Consider the following 15741-nt stretch of genomic DNA (forward strand, 5'->3'; position numbering starts at 1 on the left):
GCTGTCGGGACGCGTCGCGAAGGAGTCCCGGATGCAGCATCCCCCGATCGAACCGTTCGCCTCAGGTCACCTCGAGCGCCCCGACGGCGCTCGTCTGTACTGGGAGACGTCGGGCAATCCGCAGGGACGGCCGGCGCTCTACCTCCACGGCGGCCCGGGCGGTGGTCTCGGCAAGCGCGGCTATCGCCGTCGCTTCGACCCGGCGCTGCATCTGATCATCGGCATCGATCAGCGCGGCTGCGGACTCAGCACGCCATGGGCGAGCGACGACCTGTCCACACTCCGCTTCCAGACCATGACGCACCTCATCGACGACCTCGAGGCGGTGCGCGCCTTCCTCGGCGTCGAGCGATGGCTGCTGCACGGGGTGTCGTGGGGATCGACGCTCGCGCTCGCGTACGCACTCGAGCATCCCGACCGCGTCAGCGAGATCGTCAACCTCGCCGTCACCACGGGCCGGCGGTGGGAGATCGACTGGATCACCGACGGCATCGCCCCGGTCTTCCCCGAGGCGCACGAGACGCTCAGAGAACCTCTCGAGCCGGGAGAGCGCACCATCGAGGGGTACGCGCGGCTCCTGACCGATCCGCGAGAGGAGGTCCGCCGCGATGCCGCAGAACGGTGGGACGCCTGGGAGGTCGCGCACATGTCCCTCGGCCCTCTCGCCGCACCAGGGCCGTTGCACGACGACGCCCGGCATCGTCTGAACTTCGCCACTCTGACCTCCCACTATTGGGCCAACGACTGCTTCCTCCCCGGCGATCGGTCGGTGCTGTCGCGCGCCCACGAGCTCGCCGGCATCCCCGGCGTCCTCGTGCACGGGCGCCGCGACATCAGCGGTCCCGTCGAGACACCATGGCGGCTCCACCGCGCGTGGCCCGGGAGCAGGCTCGAGATCGTCGAGGAAGACGGCCACGGAGGCCCTCGAAGCGCCGGACTGACCCAGGAGGCGATGGACGCGTTCGCGCGCGGCGACCGGTGAGCGAAACCGACGTCGTCACCGACGCACGGCCGGGCCCGCGTCCGTCACGCCGTCTCGACGTCTTCGGCGAACCACCGCGCGGCTGAGCCGAAGAAGATCGGGTCGAGCCCACTCGGCTCGTCGTCGTCGACGACGTCGCACACCACGACGGTGACGTTGTCGCGGGTGCCCGCCTCGAGGGCGAGAGCGACCGCAGACGCGGCAGCGGCGCGAGGATCCGCGGCTTCGGAGACAAGCCGAGCGACGTCAGCCTCGGGGACGTAGTCCGTCAGACCGTCGCTACACAGCACCCACCGATCGCCTACGACTGGCGGACGCTCGGCGACCGAGACGACATCGCCCTCCGCACCCCCGAGAGAGGCGGTGATGATGTTGCGACGCGGGTGCGCCTGCGCCGCCTCGGGCGGAATGATGCCGTGGTCGACGAGAGCCTGCACGTAGGAGTCGTCACGCGTCTCGCGCGTGAAGTCCCCATCGCGCAGCAGATAGGCGCGCGAGTCGCCCGTGTGCGCGAGAAGGAGTTCGCCCCCCGTGCTGAGGAAGAGCCCCGTGAAGGTGGTCGCCATCCCCTGCAGGGCGGGATCGCGCTCCACATGAGCGCGGATGTCCCAGTTCGCCTCACGGATGCGGACGAGCAGACCATCGGCATCCATCCCACCACCGCTGGTGGCGACGAGCCGATGAAGGAGAGCGGCAGAGGCGAGGTCTCCCGAGGGGCCTCCCCCCACGCCATCTGCCACCGCCGCACCCCAGGACGCCGCGAAAGCGGCGTCCTGGTTGGTGGGACGGTGGGCGCCGGCGTCGGAGACGGCGGCCGCATTCAACCGAATGGGCACAGGATCAGCGCGCGAAGTACCCGCGGTAGTACTCGTACACCCAGCCGACGATCGCGATCGCGAACACGACGAAGCCCACGGGCACGAGCCAGCTGCCGACCGCGAGGCCGATCACCGCGATCGCAGCCGAACCGGCGAGGATGATGGGCCACCACGACCACGGGCTGAACTCGCCCATCTCGGGGTCGCCGTCGTCGATGTCGGCCGTCAGCAGGTCTTCGGGCAGCTCACCGCGCTGCGACTTGTGCACGCGGCCGATGTAGAACGCGATCATCGACGACATCAGGCCGAGGAAGGCCAGGGCGACGGTGCCGACCCACTCGACCCCACCGTGCTGGATGAGGCTCCAGACGGTGTAGACGGCCGAGATGAGGAAGGCGAAGACCGCGAGGATCCACCACAGGTTGACGTTGGTACGCATGTTCTTACTTGACCTCTCCGGCTGCGTGATCCACGACGGGGGCGTCGGGTGCGTCCTTGGCCGGACCCACACCGACCGGGATGCCGGCCTCGGGGTGGTTCAGGTCGAACGCGGGACGCTCGCTGCGGATACGCGGGATGGAGGTGAAGTTGTGACGCGGCGGCGGGCACGACGTCGCCCACTCGAGCGAGGCTCCGTAGCCCCACGGGTCGTCGACCGTCACCCGGGGCGCCTTGCGGGCGGTGATCCAGACGTTCAGCAGGAACGGGATCATCGAGGCGCCGAGGATCATCGAGCCCACCGTGGACAGCTGGTTCTCCCAGGTCCATCCATCGGCGGCCGCGTAGTCGGCGTAGCGACGGACCATGCCGTCGACACCCAGCCAGTGCTGGATGAGGAAGGTCATGTGGAAGCCGATGAACAGCATCCAGAAGTGCACCATGCCCAGACGCTCGTTGAGCATCTTGCCGGTCCACTTCGGCCACCAGAAGTAGAAGCCCGCGAACATCGCGAACACGACGGTTCCGAAGACCACGTAGTGGAAGTGCGCCACGACGAAGTAGGAGTCGGAGAGGTGGAAGTCGAGCGGAGGCGACGCGAGGATGACACCGGTCAGACCACCGAAGACGAACGACACGAGGAAGCCGAGGGCGAACACCATCGGGGTCTCGAACGTCACCGAACCGCGCCAGAGGGTTCCGATCCAGTTGAAGATCTTCACACCGGTCGGCACCGCGATGAGCATCGTCATCAGGGCGAAGAACGGAAGGAGCACTCCACCCGTGACGTACATGTGGTGGGCCCACACCGCGACCGACAGCGCAGCGATGGCGATGGTCGCGTAGACGAGGGTCTTGTAGCCGAAGATCGGCTTGCGGCTGAACACCGGGAAGATCTCGGAGACGATGCCGAAGAACGGCAGCGCGATGATGTACACCTCGGGGTGACCGAAGAACCAGAACAGGTGCTGCCAGAGCAGGACGCCGCCGTTCTCCGGGCTGTAGATGTGCGAGCCCAGCACGCGGTCGGCGGCGGCGGCGAAGATGGCTGCGGCCAGCACGGGGAACGCGAGCAGGATCAGGATGCTCGTGATGAGCGTGTTCCACGAGAAGATCGGCATGCGCCACATGGTCATGCCCGGGGCGCGCATCGTCAGGATCGTGGTGATGAAGTTGACCGCACCGAGGATCGTGCCGAAACCGCTGATGCCGAGACCCAGCATCCAGAGGTTTCCGCCGACGCCCGGCGAGAAGCTCGCGTTGGCGAGGGGCTGATACGCGAACCAGCCGAAGCCGGCCGCACCCTGCGGGGTGAGGAAGCCGGACACCGCGATCGTGGACCCGAAGAGGAACAGCCAGAAGGCGAAGGCGTTCAGACGCGGGAAGGCGACGTCGGGCGCGCCGATCTGCAGCGGCAGCAGCGCGTTGGCGAAGCCGGCGAACAACGGCGTCGCGAACATCAGCAGCATGATCGTGCCGTGCATCGTGAACAGCTGGTTGTACTGCTCTTTGGTCGGGATGATCTGCATGCCGGGCTCGAAGAGCTCCGCACGGATGATCAGCGCCATGACGCCACCGAGCATGAAGAAGATGACGGAGGCGATCAGGTACATGTACCCGATGGTCTTGTGGTCGGTGGAGGTGATCCACTTGACGACCAGGTTGCCCTTCTGCTCGACACGCGAGGTGCTCAGCAGAGCGGCTTGACGCGGCGGGAGAGTCGTCGGGCGCGAGGGCCCTGTCCCCTGGAGCGGAAGCGTCGTGGCCATGATCACTCGTTCCCTTCGGCGGTACCGGTCGTCGTGAGGTTCTGCAGACGGGTCAGGTCGCTGATGTCGCCCGTGTTGCCGGCCTTGCGGAGCGAGCCGAGGTATGCCTCGTACTCGTCGTCGCTGACGACCTTCACGTTGAAGAGCATCGCGGAGTGGTATTCACCGCAGAGCTCGGCGCACTTGCCCTCGTACGTGCCCTCACGGGTGGGCGTGAACGACCACTCGTTGTCACGACCGATGTACATGTCTTTCTTGTAGAGGAAGTCGATGATCCAGAAGGAGTGGATGACGTCGCGCGAGCGGAGGTCGATCTTCACCGTCTTGTTCACCGGCAGGTAGAGGGTGGGCACGTCCTGGAGGTCGTAACCGTCGGACGTGGCCTTGGCCTGCACACCCATGGAGTACACGGCGTCGGAGTTGTCCTCCTGCTGGCCGTTGTACTGGAAGTCCCACGCCCACTGCTTGCCGTAGGCGGTGATGGAGACGTCGGGGTCGTCGTACTGCGTCTCGAGCGTGTTCTGGTCACGCGCGGTGAACGCGAAGAACCCGACCACGAGGATCAGCGGGACGATCGTGTAGAAGATCTCGACCGGCATGTTGTAGCGCAGCTGCACCGGAAGACCGGACTGGCCCTTGCGGCGGCGGTACGCGATGACCGACCACAGCATGAGGCCCCACGTGATGACTCCGACCGCGAGGAGGACGATCCAGGAGTTGACCCACAGACCGGCGACCATGTCGGTGTGGTTCGTGGCAGGCGTGCCGTCATCGACGAAGCCGGGCAGGAAGCCGTGGAGCTGAGTCGTGGTGCAGCCCGAGAGAGCGGCGACGGAGGCGATTCCGAGGGGAAGCGCTGCCCAGCGAAGGCGACGTTTGGAGGGCACAATGCACCTTTCCGGGTCGTGGATGTAGCTCTGACAGTCTAGAGCAACCTCTCACCACTCTCAGGCCATTCGTCCAGTGCCGAGACATCGAGAACCCCCGATTTCCGGAGGAGATTCCAGGAAATCGGGGGCTCTCGTGTCGGCGCCGTCGAACGGCGTCGGGAGTCAGTGGAAGCTGTCGCCGCAGGCGCAGGAGCCCTGGGCGTTGGGGTTGTCGATCGTGAACCCCTGCTCCGAGATCGTGTCCTTGAAGTCGATGTTCGCACCGTCGAGGTACGGAACGCTCATGTCGTCGACGATCACCTCGACGCCGTCGAAGTCGACGACCTTGTCGCCGTCGAGATAGCGCTCGTCGAAGTAGAGCTGGTAGATGAGGCCGGAGCATCCGCCGGGCTGGACGGCGACGCGCAGGCGCAGGTCGTCGCGGCCCTCTTGGGAGAGAAGGCTCTTGACCTTGTCGGAGGCGGCCGCGGTCAGGCCCACGCCGTGCTCGCGGGTCTCGGCGGAGGACGACAGAGTGGTGTCGGTCATGGCGATGCCCTTCGGGTTGATCGGTCGCGGGGACGTCACGAGTCTACGCCCGTCGCGCCCCCGCGGATCCGATCAGACCGTGCGGCCGTTCAGGCGAGTGAGCAAGAGCGCCTCGGACACCAGGGCGTTGCGGAACGTGTCGAGGTGCAGCGACTCGTTCGGGCTGTGCGCACGCGCGTGAGGGTCTTCGACGCCGGTCACGAGGATCTGCGCCGAGGGGAACTCGCGCACGAGGTCGGAGATGAACGGGATCGAGCCGCCGATGCCGACGTCGACCGAGTCGACGCCGTATCCGTCGGCGAAGGCCGCGCGGGCCTCTCCCACCGCCCACCCACTGGTGTCGACGAGGAAGGAGTCGCCGCAGTCGACGTCGGTGAACTCCAGCTGCGCGCCGAACGGCGCGTGCGCGCGCAGGTGCTTCTCGACCGCCGCGAAGGCCTCCTCGGCATCCTGCCCCGGGGCGACCCGCGCGCTGATGACGACGCTCGTCTGCGGCGCCAGCGTGTTCGACGCGGCCTCGACGGGCGTGGCATCCCAGCCGATGATGGTGACCGAGGGCTTGTTCCAGATGCGGCTGAGGATCGAGTCGCGCCCGATCGGGCTGACGCCCTCGAGCAGGCCCGACTCCGCGCGCAGCGTCGCCTCGTCGTAGGCGGGGGTCTCGGCGTCGCGCACGGCGAGGCCTTCCACCGCGACCGCGCCGTCGTCGTCCCACAGGGTCGCGAGCAGCTTGACGGTGGCGAGCATGGCATCCGGAACCGCGCCGCCCATCATGCCCGAGTGCGACGCGTGCTCGAGGGTGCGGACGGTCAGGGTGAAGCGGGCGTTCCCCCGCAGCGAGACGGTGAGCCCGGGCGTGCGCTCGTCCCAGTTGCCCGAGTCGGCCACGACGATCACGTCGGCGCGCAGCACATCGGCGTTGTCGGCGAGAAACTGGGCGAACGAGCGCGAGCCGTATTCTTCTTCGCCTTCGATGAAGACGGCGATGCCGAGGTCGAGGTCGTCGCCGAGCACCTCGGCGACCGCGCGGATCGCGCCGACGTGCGCCATGATGCCGGCCTTGTCGTCGGCGGCGCCGCGGCCGTAGAGGCGACCGTCGCGCACAGTGGGCTCGAACGGCGGCGACTCCCACAGCGCCTCGTCGCCCGGAGGCTGCACGTCGTGGTGGGCGTAGAGCAGAACGGTGGGGCGTCCGTTGCGCGCGGCGCGCGTGGCGAGCACGGCGGGCTGGCCGAACTCGTCGGTTCCGGGGATCGCGGCGCGCTTGACCTCGACCGAGTCGAAGACACCGGTGCCCTCGAGGAGGGCGGCCACGGCATCCGCACTCTTCACGAGGGCCGACTGGTCGAACGCCGGCCAGGCGATCGAGGGGATGCGCACGAGGGAGCCGAGATCGGCCAGGGCGGAGGGGATGCCGGAGTCCGCTGCTTTTTGCACAGCGTCCTGCCGGGACAGGTCGAGGGTCATGCGGGTAATCTTAAATCTCCCGATCAGCGAAGCACCGAGGTTTCCCGTGGCCAAGTCCCCCGCCCCCGCCCCCAACGACACCCCCGTCGACTCGACGGTGAGTGGACTCGGCAAGGGCCGCGCCACCCCGTCGCGCGCCGAGCAGGAGGCTGCCCGCAAGCGTCCGCTGGTGCCCGACACGAAAGAGGCCAAGGCCCGCGCGCGTGCAGAGCTCGCCGCGCAGCGCGAGAAGGCCCGCATCGGCATGGCCGCCGGCGAGGAGAAGTACCTCCCGGTCCGCGACCGCGGCCCGCAGCGCCGGTTCGCGCGCGACTTCGTCGACGCCGGCTGGCACCTCGGCGAGGGCGTCATGCCCTTCATGGTGCTCGTGATCGTGGCGACGCTGATCCCCGTCGCGTTCTTCCAGTACTGGTCGTTCGTGGCGCTGTGGATCTTCATCCTCTTCGTCGTCGGCGACATGATCATCACCTCGATCCGCGTCAAGCGCGCGGCGAAGGAGAAGTTCGGCGAGACGCGTCTCGAGAAGGGCCTGGGCTGGTACGCCGCGATGCGCACCGTGCAGATGCGCTTCATGCGCCTGCCCAAGGCGCAGGTCAAGCGCGGGCAGTACCCCGTCTGATCCGACCGATGTGACCGAGCGGCGTGCCTCCGGGCGCGCCGCTTCGTCGTTCGCGGGTCGCCTCGCGCCGCGCGCGTCGAGGCCCGCTCCCGCGTTGGGCGTCCGAGACACGCCGTTCGACCCGACCGGGCGCGGCGTGTCTTGGAGACTCGACGTGTGGTGGCGGGGCGGCCGGTACACGAGGACCCCGGACCTCAGCGACCGCGCGCGAGACCCCGGTTGATCTGGCGAGCCCAGAGCGGACCGCGGTACAGGAACCCCGTGTATCCCTGCACGAGGGTGGCTCCGGCATCGACGCGCTCTCTCACGTCGTCGGCCGTCTCCACTCCCCCGGCGGAGATCACGACGAACTCCGCGGGCACGGCCGCGCGCACGAGGCGCAGCACGTCGAGCGAACGCTGCTTCAGCGGTGCTCCCGAGAGCCCGCCCGCCCCGGCTGCCTCGACCGTCGCCGCCGGCGTACGCAGCCCGGAGCGCTCGATGGTCGTGTTCGTGGCGATGAGGCCCGAAAGCCCCGTGTCGACGGCGAGCCGCGCGATCTGCTGCACCTCGTCGTCGGCGAGATCGGGCGCGATCTTGACCAACAGGGGCGTGTCGCCGGCGGCGTCCTTCACGGCGGTCAGCAGCGGGCGCAGCGTCTCGACCGCCTGCAGGCCGCGCAGGCCCGGCGTGTTCGGCGACGAGACGTTGACGACGAGGTAGTCGGCGAGCGGGGCGAGCAGGCGGGCGGAGCGGACGTAGTCGGTCGTGGCGTCGTCGACGGCGACCACGCGGCTCTTGCCGATGTTGACCCCGATGACCGGGCGACGTCGCGCTCGGCGCAGGCGCCGCAGGCGGGCGGCGGCGACGGCGGCTCCCTCATTGTTGAAGCCCATCCGGTTGACGACGGCACGGTCGGCGACGAGCCGGAACAGTCGGGGCTTGGGGTTGCCGGGCTGCGGCAGGGCTGTGACGGTGCCCACCTCGACGTGACCGAACCCGAGCGCACCCAGACCGCGGCCCATGGTGACGTTCTTGTCGAAGCCGGCGGCGACGCCGAACGGCGACTCGAAGGTCAGCCCGAGCGCGTGCACGCGCTGGTCGGGGGCCGGGGCGGTGAAACGACGCAGAACGGATGCCACCGGCTCGACACCCGCGACACGGATGACGAGGGCGCCCAGGTGATGGGCGAACTCGGGATGGAAGCGGGTGAGAACCGTGCGGAAGAGGAGGGGATACATCCCGGCCAGATTACTGGACGGTGTCGTGCTCGCTCATCCGCTCCGGATCCGACGCCGCATCGGCATCCGTCCGGCCGGCATGATCGGCGCGGAGCTGGGCGATGGCCGCCTCGAAGTCTTCGAGCGAGTCGAAGGCCTGGTACACGCTCGCGAAGCGCAGGTACGCGACCTCGTCGAGCTCGCGAAGCGGTCCGAGGATCGACAGGCCGATCTCGTTCGCCTCGATCTGCGACGACCCGGTCTGGCGGATGGCCTCTTCGACCTTCTGCGCGAGGACGGCGAGATCGGCGTCGGTCACGGGACGCCCCTGGCACGCCTTGCGCGCGCCCGACATGACCTTCTCGCGACTGAACGGCTCGACCACGCCCGAGCGCTTGATGACGTTCAGACCCGCGGTCTCGACCGTCGAGAAGCGACCGCCGCACTTCGGGCACTGACGACGACGACGGATGCTGAGGCCGTCATCGCTCGTGCGCGAGTCGATGACGCGCGAGTCGGGGTTGCGACAGAAAGGACAGTGCATGATCGCCCGCCGGACTACGCGTCGAACCGCGCGGTGACGGCCTCGCCGTGGGCCGGTAGAGCCTCGGCGTCGGCGAGGGTGACGATGGCCTCGTGCACGGCGGCGAGGGCCGCGCGGTCGTATTCGACGACCTGCTGGGGGCGGAGGAAGGTCGCGGCGGACAGCCCGGCACCGTAGCGCGCCTGTCCCCCGGTGGGCAGCACGTGGTTGCTGCCGGCGAGATAGTCGCCGAGGCTGACCGGCGTGTACGGCCCGACGAACACCGCACCCGCGTTGACGAAGTCTTCGGGCCGGGGGTCGGCCAGGTGCAGCTCGAGGTGCTCCGGCGCGTACGCGTTGCTGAACGCGGTGGCCTGAGCGATGTCGTCGACGAGCACGACGGCGGACTGTGGTCCGTGGAATGCGGCGGTGACGCGCTCGGTGTGGCGGGTCGCCTCGACCCGGGCGGGAAGCGCGGCGGTGACCGCATCGGCCAGGGCGAGGGAGTCGGTGACGAGAACGGCGGAGGCCTGTTCGTCGTGCTCGGCCTGGCTGACGAGGTCGGCCGCCACCAGGGCCGGAACCGCGCTGTCGTCGGCGACGACGAGGATCTCGGTGGCACCCGCCTCGGAGTCGGTGCCCACGCGACCGGCGACGGCGCGCTTGGCCGAGGCGACGAAGTTGTTGCCCGGCCCCGTGACGACGTCGACCGGGTCGAGTCCGATCTCGGCCACGCCGTAGGCGAAGGCGCCGATGGCCCCCGCGCCGCCCATCGCGTAAACCTCGGTGACGCCGAGCAGCTTGGCCGCGGCGAGGATGACAGGGTGCACGCGACCGCCGAACTCCGACTGCGGCGGGGAGGCGAGCGCGACCTCGCGCACACCGGCGACCTGCGCGGGTACGACGTTCATCACCACGCTGGAGGGATAGACGGCCTTGCCGCCCGGCACGTAGAGGCCGACCCGGCGCACGGGCTGCCAGCGCTGCGTCACGCGCGCGCCCTCACCGAGCTCGGTCACGACCGGGGCGGGCACCTGAGCCGCCGAGGCCCGACGCACGCGCGCGATCGCCTCGTCGAGAGCGGAACGGATGCCGGGATCAAGGTCGCGCAGCGCCTCGTCGAGGTGGTCGGCGGGAACCCGTAAGGCGTGGTCGTTCACCCGATCGAAGCGCGCAGCCTGCTCCCGCAGAGCTTCTTCGCCCCGACGGGCGACGTCGTCGACGAGGCGCGCGGCCGTGGCGAGGGCCTCGTCACGGGCGGCGTCGGCGCGGGGAACGACGGCGAGGAGCTCGGCCGGCGAGAGCACGCGGCCGCGGAGATCGATCGTGCGGAGCATGCGTCCAGGCTACCGGCCGCCCGCGGACGCCCTCGCGCGCCCGCGTCGGCTCGCAGCGTGTGCTCAGGCGGGCGCGGGGCGGCTGGTCAACCCGCACGAGGTCGAGGGTGCCGTCGCGCGGCCGACCCGGGAACGACGGAAGGGGCCGCCGCGAGAAACGCAGCGACCCCTTTCGGGTCGGCCTCAGCCGCGGGTCACTCCCGAGACGTCGTGCAGGTAGCCGATGCGACCGTCGTCGTGGCGGACGACGAACGCCTCTCCGCGGTCCTCGATGACGAGGGCCCACGCGGTGGGTCCGATGCGGAAGATCGGCGAGCCGTAATCATCGACCACGTCGCGCTCCTCGGGGACCAGCGCCCAGAACGCCTGCGCGTGCGGGTGCGCCTCGTGCTCGTCGTGTGCGTGCTCGTCGTGATCGCGGTCGCCCGGCTGCTCCGAGAGCGCGGTGTGGGCGTCGCCACTGCGACGCGCGTAGCCGGTGCGGTGCTCGTCGGCGTCGTGGTCGTCGCGCAGCGACGCGAACACGTCGGTGTCGTTGTCGTCGTGCGCGGCGGGCATCACGCTCGTGCGCGGGTGCGCCTCGGCCTCGGCGTGCGGCAGATCGGTCGAGCCCGTGTAGCTGCCGGGCGTCGGTGCCTCCTCGACGGGCGCCGGATGCGTCGTCGCCGCGGTGCGGGCCGGTCGCGGCGTGCGCGGACGCGCGGTGACGGGGCGGATCGGGCGCGCGTTGCGGTGCGCGGCGACCTCTTCGCGGCCGCGGAAGTCAGCCGAGAACGGAGGGATGAAGGGGGCGAAAACCGTCAGCACGACTCCGGCGAGGAGGAGGACCGCCTCGACCCAGATGACCCACGAGCGCGTCCAGATGCCCGTCTCGTTGAACACGGCCACGGTGTCCCACACCCATGCGACCCAGACGAGGGCCGAGACCGTGAACGCGACGGAGGCGAACTGATCGATGCCGAGCGATCCGACGCGGCGGATGCCCTGCGGTGAGAGACGACGCAGCACGAGGAGCCCGACCGCGACGGTGGGCAGCGCGACGGTCGGGATCCACCACAGCCCCGACAGCCAGACGTTCTGCCCGCCGATCAGCACCGCCGACGGCGAGTCGAGGATGTTCGTGCGGAAGAACGAGACGAAGAACGCCACGACCCAGATGCCCAGCAGGCTGACCTCGCGGATCGAGAACGGACCGACGCCGTACTGAACGTCGCCCGAGGGGCGCTCGCGGTCACGGTCGTGCGCTGCGGCGTTGGCGTGCGATGCCGCGGGGACGGATGACACGGGGGTGTGCTCGGCGTGCGGAGAGCGTGCGCTCGCGGCGGCCGCGTAGCCGGCCGAGGACGAGGAATCGTCCTCGAACATGTCGGCGTCGGCCGAACGGGTGCCGGTGTGCGGAGAAGTGTCGCGTTCCGCGGCTTCGTGCGCGGACACATCCGGGACGACGGGGGCGACGGTGTCGCGCTCGTCGGGGGCATCGGGAGACGTGACGCCGTCGTGGGGGTTCTGATCGGTCACGGTGGTCCTTTCGACAGAGGCGCCGAAGCGCCCGGTCATCCTAACCAGGTGGGCTACGGCATCCGCTGGGCTTGCGGCAGAAGAGGAGGAGGCGGCGGCGGCGACCTCAGCCGAGGCAGTTGGGGCCGAGCAGGCCTTTCAGCTCACCGAAGAGATCGGCGGTCACGCGCACGGGCATCGGCACTTCGAAGACCTTCGCCGTGCCGCCCTTGTGGAGCTTGAGCTGCACCTCGGTCGAGCCGGCGTGACGGCGCAGCATCTGCGCGAGCTCGCCGACGAGCGCTTCGTTGGCCCGCTGCTCGGGGACCACCAGCGTGAGTCCCCCGGTCTCGTCGAGTCCTTCGAGATCGGGGGCGAAAGCGCTCTGGGCGTGCAGGTTCAACCCGTCGTCTCGACGCGACACGCGCCCGCGCACGACCATGATCGAGTCGGCGACCAACGCCGGGGCGAACTCGGCGTAGGTCTTGCCCATGAACATCACGGTCACCTCGCCGTTGAAGTCCTCGACGGTGACCATGCCGTAGGGATTGCCGCTCTGCTTGGCGACGCGATGCTGCACGCTCGTGAGCAGACCCGCCACGGTCACCTGATCGCCGTCCTGCACGTCTTCGGACGCCAGCAGATCGTGGATGGACGTCGAAGCGTGCTTCGCCAACGGCACCTCGAGACCCGCCAGAGGGTGGTCGGAGACGTAGAGGCCGAGCATCTCGCGCTCGAACGCGAGCTTGTCCTTCTTCGTCCACTCGGGTCGCTCGGGCACCTTGACGACCTGTTGCGGTTCGTCCCACAGCGAGTCGAAGTCGAAGCCGACCTCGCCGTTCGCCTCGCGCTTCTTGTCGATCACGGCGCCCTCGCAGGCGTCTTCGTGCACCTCGATGAGCGCGCGGCGCGTGGACCCGAGCGAGTCGAACGCCCCCGCCTTGATGAGGGACTCCACGGTGCGCTTGTTCGCCGCGTGCGCGGGGACCTTTGCGAGGAAGTCGTGGAACGACGTGTACTTGGCGTCCTGCCGCGACGCGACGATCCCCTCGACGACGTTGGTGCCCACGTTGCGGACGGCGCCGAGGCCGAAGCGGATGTCTTCGCCGACGGCCGCGAAGTACCGGATCGACTCGTTGACGTCGGGCGGCAGCACCTTGATGCCCATCCGGCGGCACTCGTTCAGGTACACCGCCATCTTGTCTTTGGAGTCGCCGACGCTGGTGAGCAGGGCGGCCATGTACTCGGCCGGATAGTGCGCCTTGAGGTAGGCCGTCCAGTACGACACGAGACCGTAGGCCGCGGTGTGCGCCTTGTTGAAGGCGTAGTCGGCGAACGACTCGAGCACCTTCCACAGCGTCTGCTGCGCGACGTCGCCGAAGCCGCGCTCGGTCATGCCGCCGAAGAAGATCTCCTTCTGCTTGTCGAGCTCGCTCTTCTTCTTCTTGCCCATCGCGCGACGCAGCAGGTCGGCTTGGCCGAGGGTGTATCCGGCGACGCGCTGGGCGACGGCCATCACCTGCTCCTGGTAGACGATGAGGCCGTAGGTGGTGTCGAGGATGTCGGCCAGCGGCTCTTCGAGCTCGGGGTGGATCGGCTCGATCTCCTGCTGCTTGTTCTTTCGCAGCGCGTAGTTGATGTGCGAGTTCACGCCCATGGGGCCGGGGCGGTACAGCGCGAGCACCGCCGAGATGTCCTCGAAGTTGTCGGGGCGCATCAGGCGCAGGAGCGAGCGCATCGGCCCGCCGTCGAGCTGGAACACGCCCAGCGTGTCGCCGCGAGCGAGGAGCTCGTACGACGCGGGGTCGTCGAGCTCGAGCTCTTCGAGCACGAGGGGGTGGCCGCGGTTGGCCTCAATGTTGTCGAGCGCGTCGTTGATGATCGTGAGGTTGCGCAACCCCAGGAAGTCCATCTTGATCAGGCCGAGCGACTCGCAGGCCGGGTAGTCGAACTGCGTGACGATCTGGCCGTCCTGCTCGCGGCGCATGATCGGGATGATGTCGATCAGCGGCTCGCTCGACATGATCACGCCGGCCGCGTGCACGCCCCACTGGCGCTTGAGGTTCTCGAGACCGAGCGCCGTGTCGAACACCGTCTTGGCCTCGGCGTCGGTCTCGATGAGCGTGCGGAACTCGCTCGCCTCTTTGTAGCGCGGGTGCTCGGGGTTGAACATGCCGTCGAGCGGCATGTCTTTGCCCATCACCGCGGGCGGCATGGCCTTGGTGAGCTTGTCGCCCATGCTGAAGGGGAAACCGAGCACGCGACCGGCGTCTTTCAGCGCCTGCTTGGCTTTGATGGTGCCGTACGTCACGATCTGCGCGACGCGCTCGTCGCCGTACTTCTCGGTGACGTACTGGATGACCTCGCCACGACGACGGTCATCGAAGTCGACGTCGAAGTCGGGCATGGAGACGCGGTCGGGGTTGAGGAAGCGCTCGAAGATCAGACCGTGCTGCAGGGGGTCGAGGTCGGTGATCTTCATCGCGTAGGCGACCATCGAGCCGGCGCCCGAACCGCGACCTGGTCCGACGCGGATGCCGTTGCGCTTGGCCCAGTTGATGAAGTCGGCGACGACGAGGAAGTAGCCCGGGAACCCCATCTGCAGGATGACGTCGGTCTCGTACTCGGCCTGCTTGCGCACGGCATCCGGGATGCCGCCGGGGTAGCGGTCGTTCAGGCCGTTCTCGACCTCTTTGATCATCCAGCTGCCCTCGGTCTCGCCCTCGGGGACGGGGAAGCGGGGCATGTAGTTGGCCGAGGTGTCGAACTCGACCTCGCAGCGTTCGGCGATCAGCAGAGTGTTGTCGCAGGCCTCGGGATGGTCGCGGAAGACCTGCCGCATCTCGGCGGGCGACTTGACGTAGTAGCCGTCTCCGTCGAACTTGAAGCGCTTCGGATCGTCGAGGGTCGAACCCGACTGCACGCAGAGCAGCGCCGCGTGGCTGGTCGCGTCGTGCTGGTGCGTGTAGTGGAGGTCGTTCGTGCCGAGGAGCGGGATGTCGAGGTCTTTCGACAGCTTGAGCAGGTCGCTCATGACCCGGCGCTCGATCGACAGACCGTGGTCCATGATCTCGGCGAAGTAGTTGTCTTTGCCGAAGATGTCCTGGAACTCCGCCGCCGCGGCGCGGGCGGCTTCGTACTGCCCGAGGCGCAGGCGCGTCTGCACCTCGCCCGAGGGGCAACCGGTCGTCGCGATCAGGCCCTTGCTGTAGGTCTGCAGCAGCTCGCGGTCCATGCGGGGCTTGAAGTAGTAGCCCTCCATGCTCGCCTTGGACGACAGACGGAACAGGTTGTGCATGCCCTGCGTCGTCTCGGACAGCAGGGTCATGTGGGTGTACGCGCCCGAACCCGACACGTCGTCGCTCTGCTGTTCGGGGGTGCCCCAGCGTACGCGGGTCTTGTCGGAGCGGTGGGTTCCGGGGGTGACGTAGGCCTCGATACCGATGATCGGCTTGATGCCCGCGTCTTTCGCGGTCTTGTAGAACTCGTACGCCGCGAAGGTGTTGCCGTGGTCGGTCACGGCGATCGCGGGCATGCCCTGTTTGACGGCCTCTTGGACCATCGGACCGATGCGCGCCGCGCCGTCGAGCATTGAATACTCGCTGTGCACGTGAAGGTGAACGAAGGAGTCTGCTGCCACGGATCGAGTCTACGTTCGGCCTCCGACATCGACC

General features: G+C 68.6%; 13 protein-coding genes. 2 read left to right on the plus strand and 11 right to left on the minus strand.

The window, feature by feature from the left end:
* Nucleotides 1–31 precede the first annotated feature (31 nt).
* Complete coding sequence (locus tag M3667_RS00445) at nucleotides 32–982, plus strand: alpha/beta fold hydrolase (RefSeq protein WP_251503603.1); 951 nt, start codon at nucleotides 32–34, stop codon at nucleotides 980–982.
* 44 nt (nucleotides 983–1026) lie between these two features.
* Here the strand turns inward: M3667_RS00445 and M3667_RS00450 are convergent, their stop codons facing one another.
* From M3667_RS00450 to M3667_RS00475, 6 genes are all read right to left on the minus strand, one after another.
* The gene (locus M3667_RS00450) at nucleotides 1027–1818 is read right to left on the minus strand and encodes a protein phosphatase 2C domain-containing protein (protein WP_308196409.1); all 792 of its coding nucleotides are present in this window, start codon (nucleotides 1816–1818) and stop codon (nucleotides 1027–1029) included.
* A gap of 4 nt (nucleotides 1819–1822) precedes the next feature.
* Nucleotides 1823–2239 (minus strand): cytochrome c oxidase subunit 4, encoded by a 417-nt coding sequence (locus tag M3667_RS00455; protein ID WP_144827913.1) that lies wholly within the window; start codon nucleotides 2237–2239, stop codon nucleotides 1823–1825.
* A 4-nt stretch (nucleotides 2240–2243) separates the two neighbouring features.
* The gene (ctaD, locus tag M3667_RS00460) at nucleotides 2244–4007 is read right to left on the minus strand and encodes a cytochrome c oxidase subunit I (protein ID WP_251503609.1); all 1764 of its coding nucleotides are present in this window, start codon (nucleotides 4005–4007) and stop codon (nucleotides 2244–2246) included.
* A gap of 2 nt (nucleotides 4008–4009) precedes the next feature.
* Nucleotides 4010–4894, minus strand: coding sequence for a cytochrome c oxidase subunit II (gene coxB, locus M3667_RS00465; RefSeq protein WP_251503612.1), 885 nt, complete (start codon nucleotides 4892–4894; stop codon nucleotides 4010–4012).
* A gap of 165 nt (nucleotides 4895–5059) precedes the next feature.
* Nucleotides 5060–5425: an iron-sulfur cluster insertion protein ErpA gene (erpA, locus tag M3667_RS00470; RefSeq protein WP_056227791.1), complete on the minus strand. Its 366-nt coding sequence runs from the start codon at nucleotides 5423–5425 to the stop codon at nucleotides 5060–5062.
* 72 nt (nucleotides 5426–5497) lie between these two features.
* The gene (locus tag M3667_RS00475; RefSeq protein WP_251503616.1) at nucleotides 5498–6892 is read right to left on the minus strand and encodes a dipeptidase; all 1395 of its coding nucleotides are present in this window, start codon (nucleotides 6890–6892) and stop codon (nucleotides 5498–5500) included.
* Nucleotides 6893–6938: 46 nt separating this feature from the next.
* Here M3667_RS00475 and M3667_RS00480 point away from each other — a divergent pair, with 46 nt between their 5' ends.
* Nucleotides 6939–7511, plus strand: coding sequence for a DUF3043 domain-containing protein (locus M3667_RS00480; protein ID WP_251503619.1), 573 nt, complete (start codon nucleotides 6939–6941; stop codon nucleotides 7509–7511).
* A 194-nt stretch (nucleotides 7512–7705) separates the two neighbouring features.
* Here M3667_RS00480 and M3667_RS00485 read toward each other — a convergent pair whose 3' ends face one another.
* The 5 genes from M3667_RS00485 to dnaE form a co-directional block, all read right to left on the minus strand.
* Nucleotides 7706–8731, minus strand: coding sequence for a quinone-dependent dihydroorotate dehydrogenase (locus M3667_RS00485; protein WP_251503622.1), 1026 nt, complete (start codon nucleotides 8729–8731; stop codon nucleotides 7706–7708).
* A gap of 10 nt (nucleotides 8732–8741) precedes the next feature.
* On the minus strand, nucleotides 8742–9254 hold the full coding sequence (gene nrdR, locus M3667_RS00490; RefSeq protein WP_251503625.1) for a transcriptional regulator NrdR: 513 nt from the start codon (nucleotides 9252–9254) through the stop codon (nucleotides 8742–8744).
* Nucleotides 9255–9268: 14 nt separating this feature from the next.
* Entirely contained in the window at nucleotides 9269–10570 is a 1302-nt protein-coding gene (hisD, locus tag M3667_RS00495) for a histidinol dehydrogenase (RefSeq protein ID WP_251503629.1), read from the minus strand.
* A 183-nt stretch (nucleotides 10571–10753) separates the two neighbouring features.
* On the minus strand, nucleotides 10754–12088 hold the full coding sequence (locus M3667_RS00500; RefSeq protein WP_251503632.1) for a hypothetical protein: 1335 nt from the start codon (nucleotides 12086–12088) through the stop codon (nucleotides 10754–10756).
* 106 nt (nucleotides 12089–12194) lie between these two features.
* Nucleotides 12195–15707 (minus strand): DNA polymerase III subunit alpha, encoded by a 3513-nt coding sequence (gene dnaE, locus M3667_RS00505; RefSeq protein WP_308196410.1) that lies wholly within the window; start codon nucleotides 15705–15707, stop codon nucleotides 12195–12197.
* Nucleotides 15708–15741: the final 34 nt, after the last annotated feature.

The organism is Microbacterium sp. P26 (assembly GCF_023712585.1).
GTDB lineage: Bacteria > Actinomycetota > Actinomycetes > Actinomycetales > Microbacteriaceae > Microbacterium > Microbacterium algihabitans_A.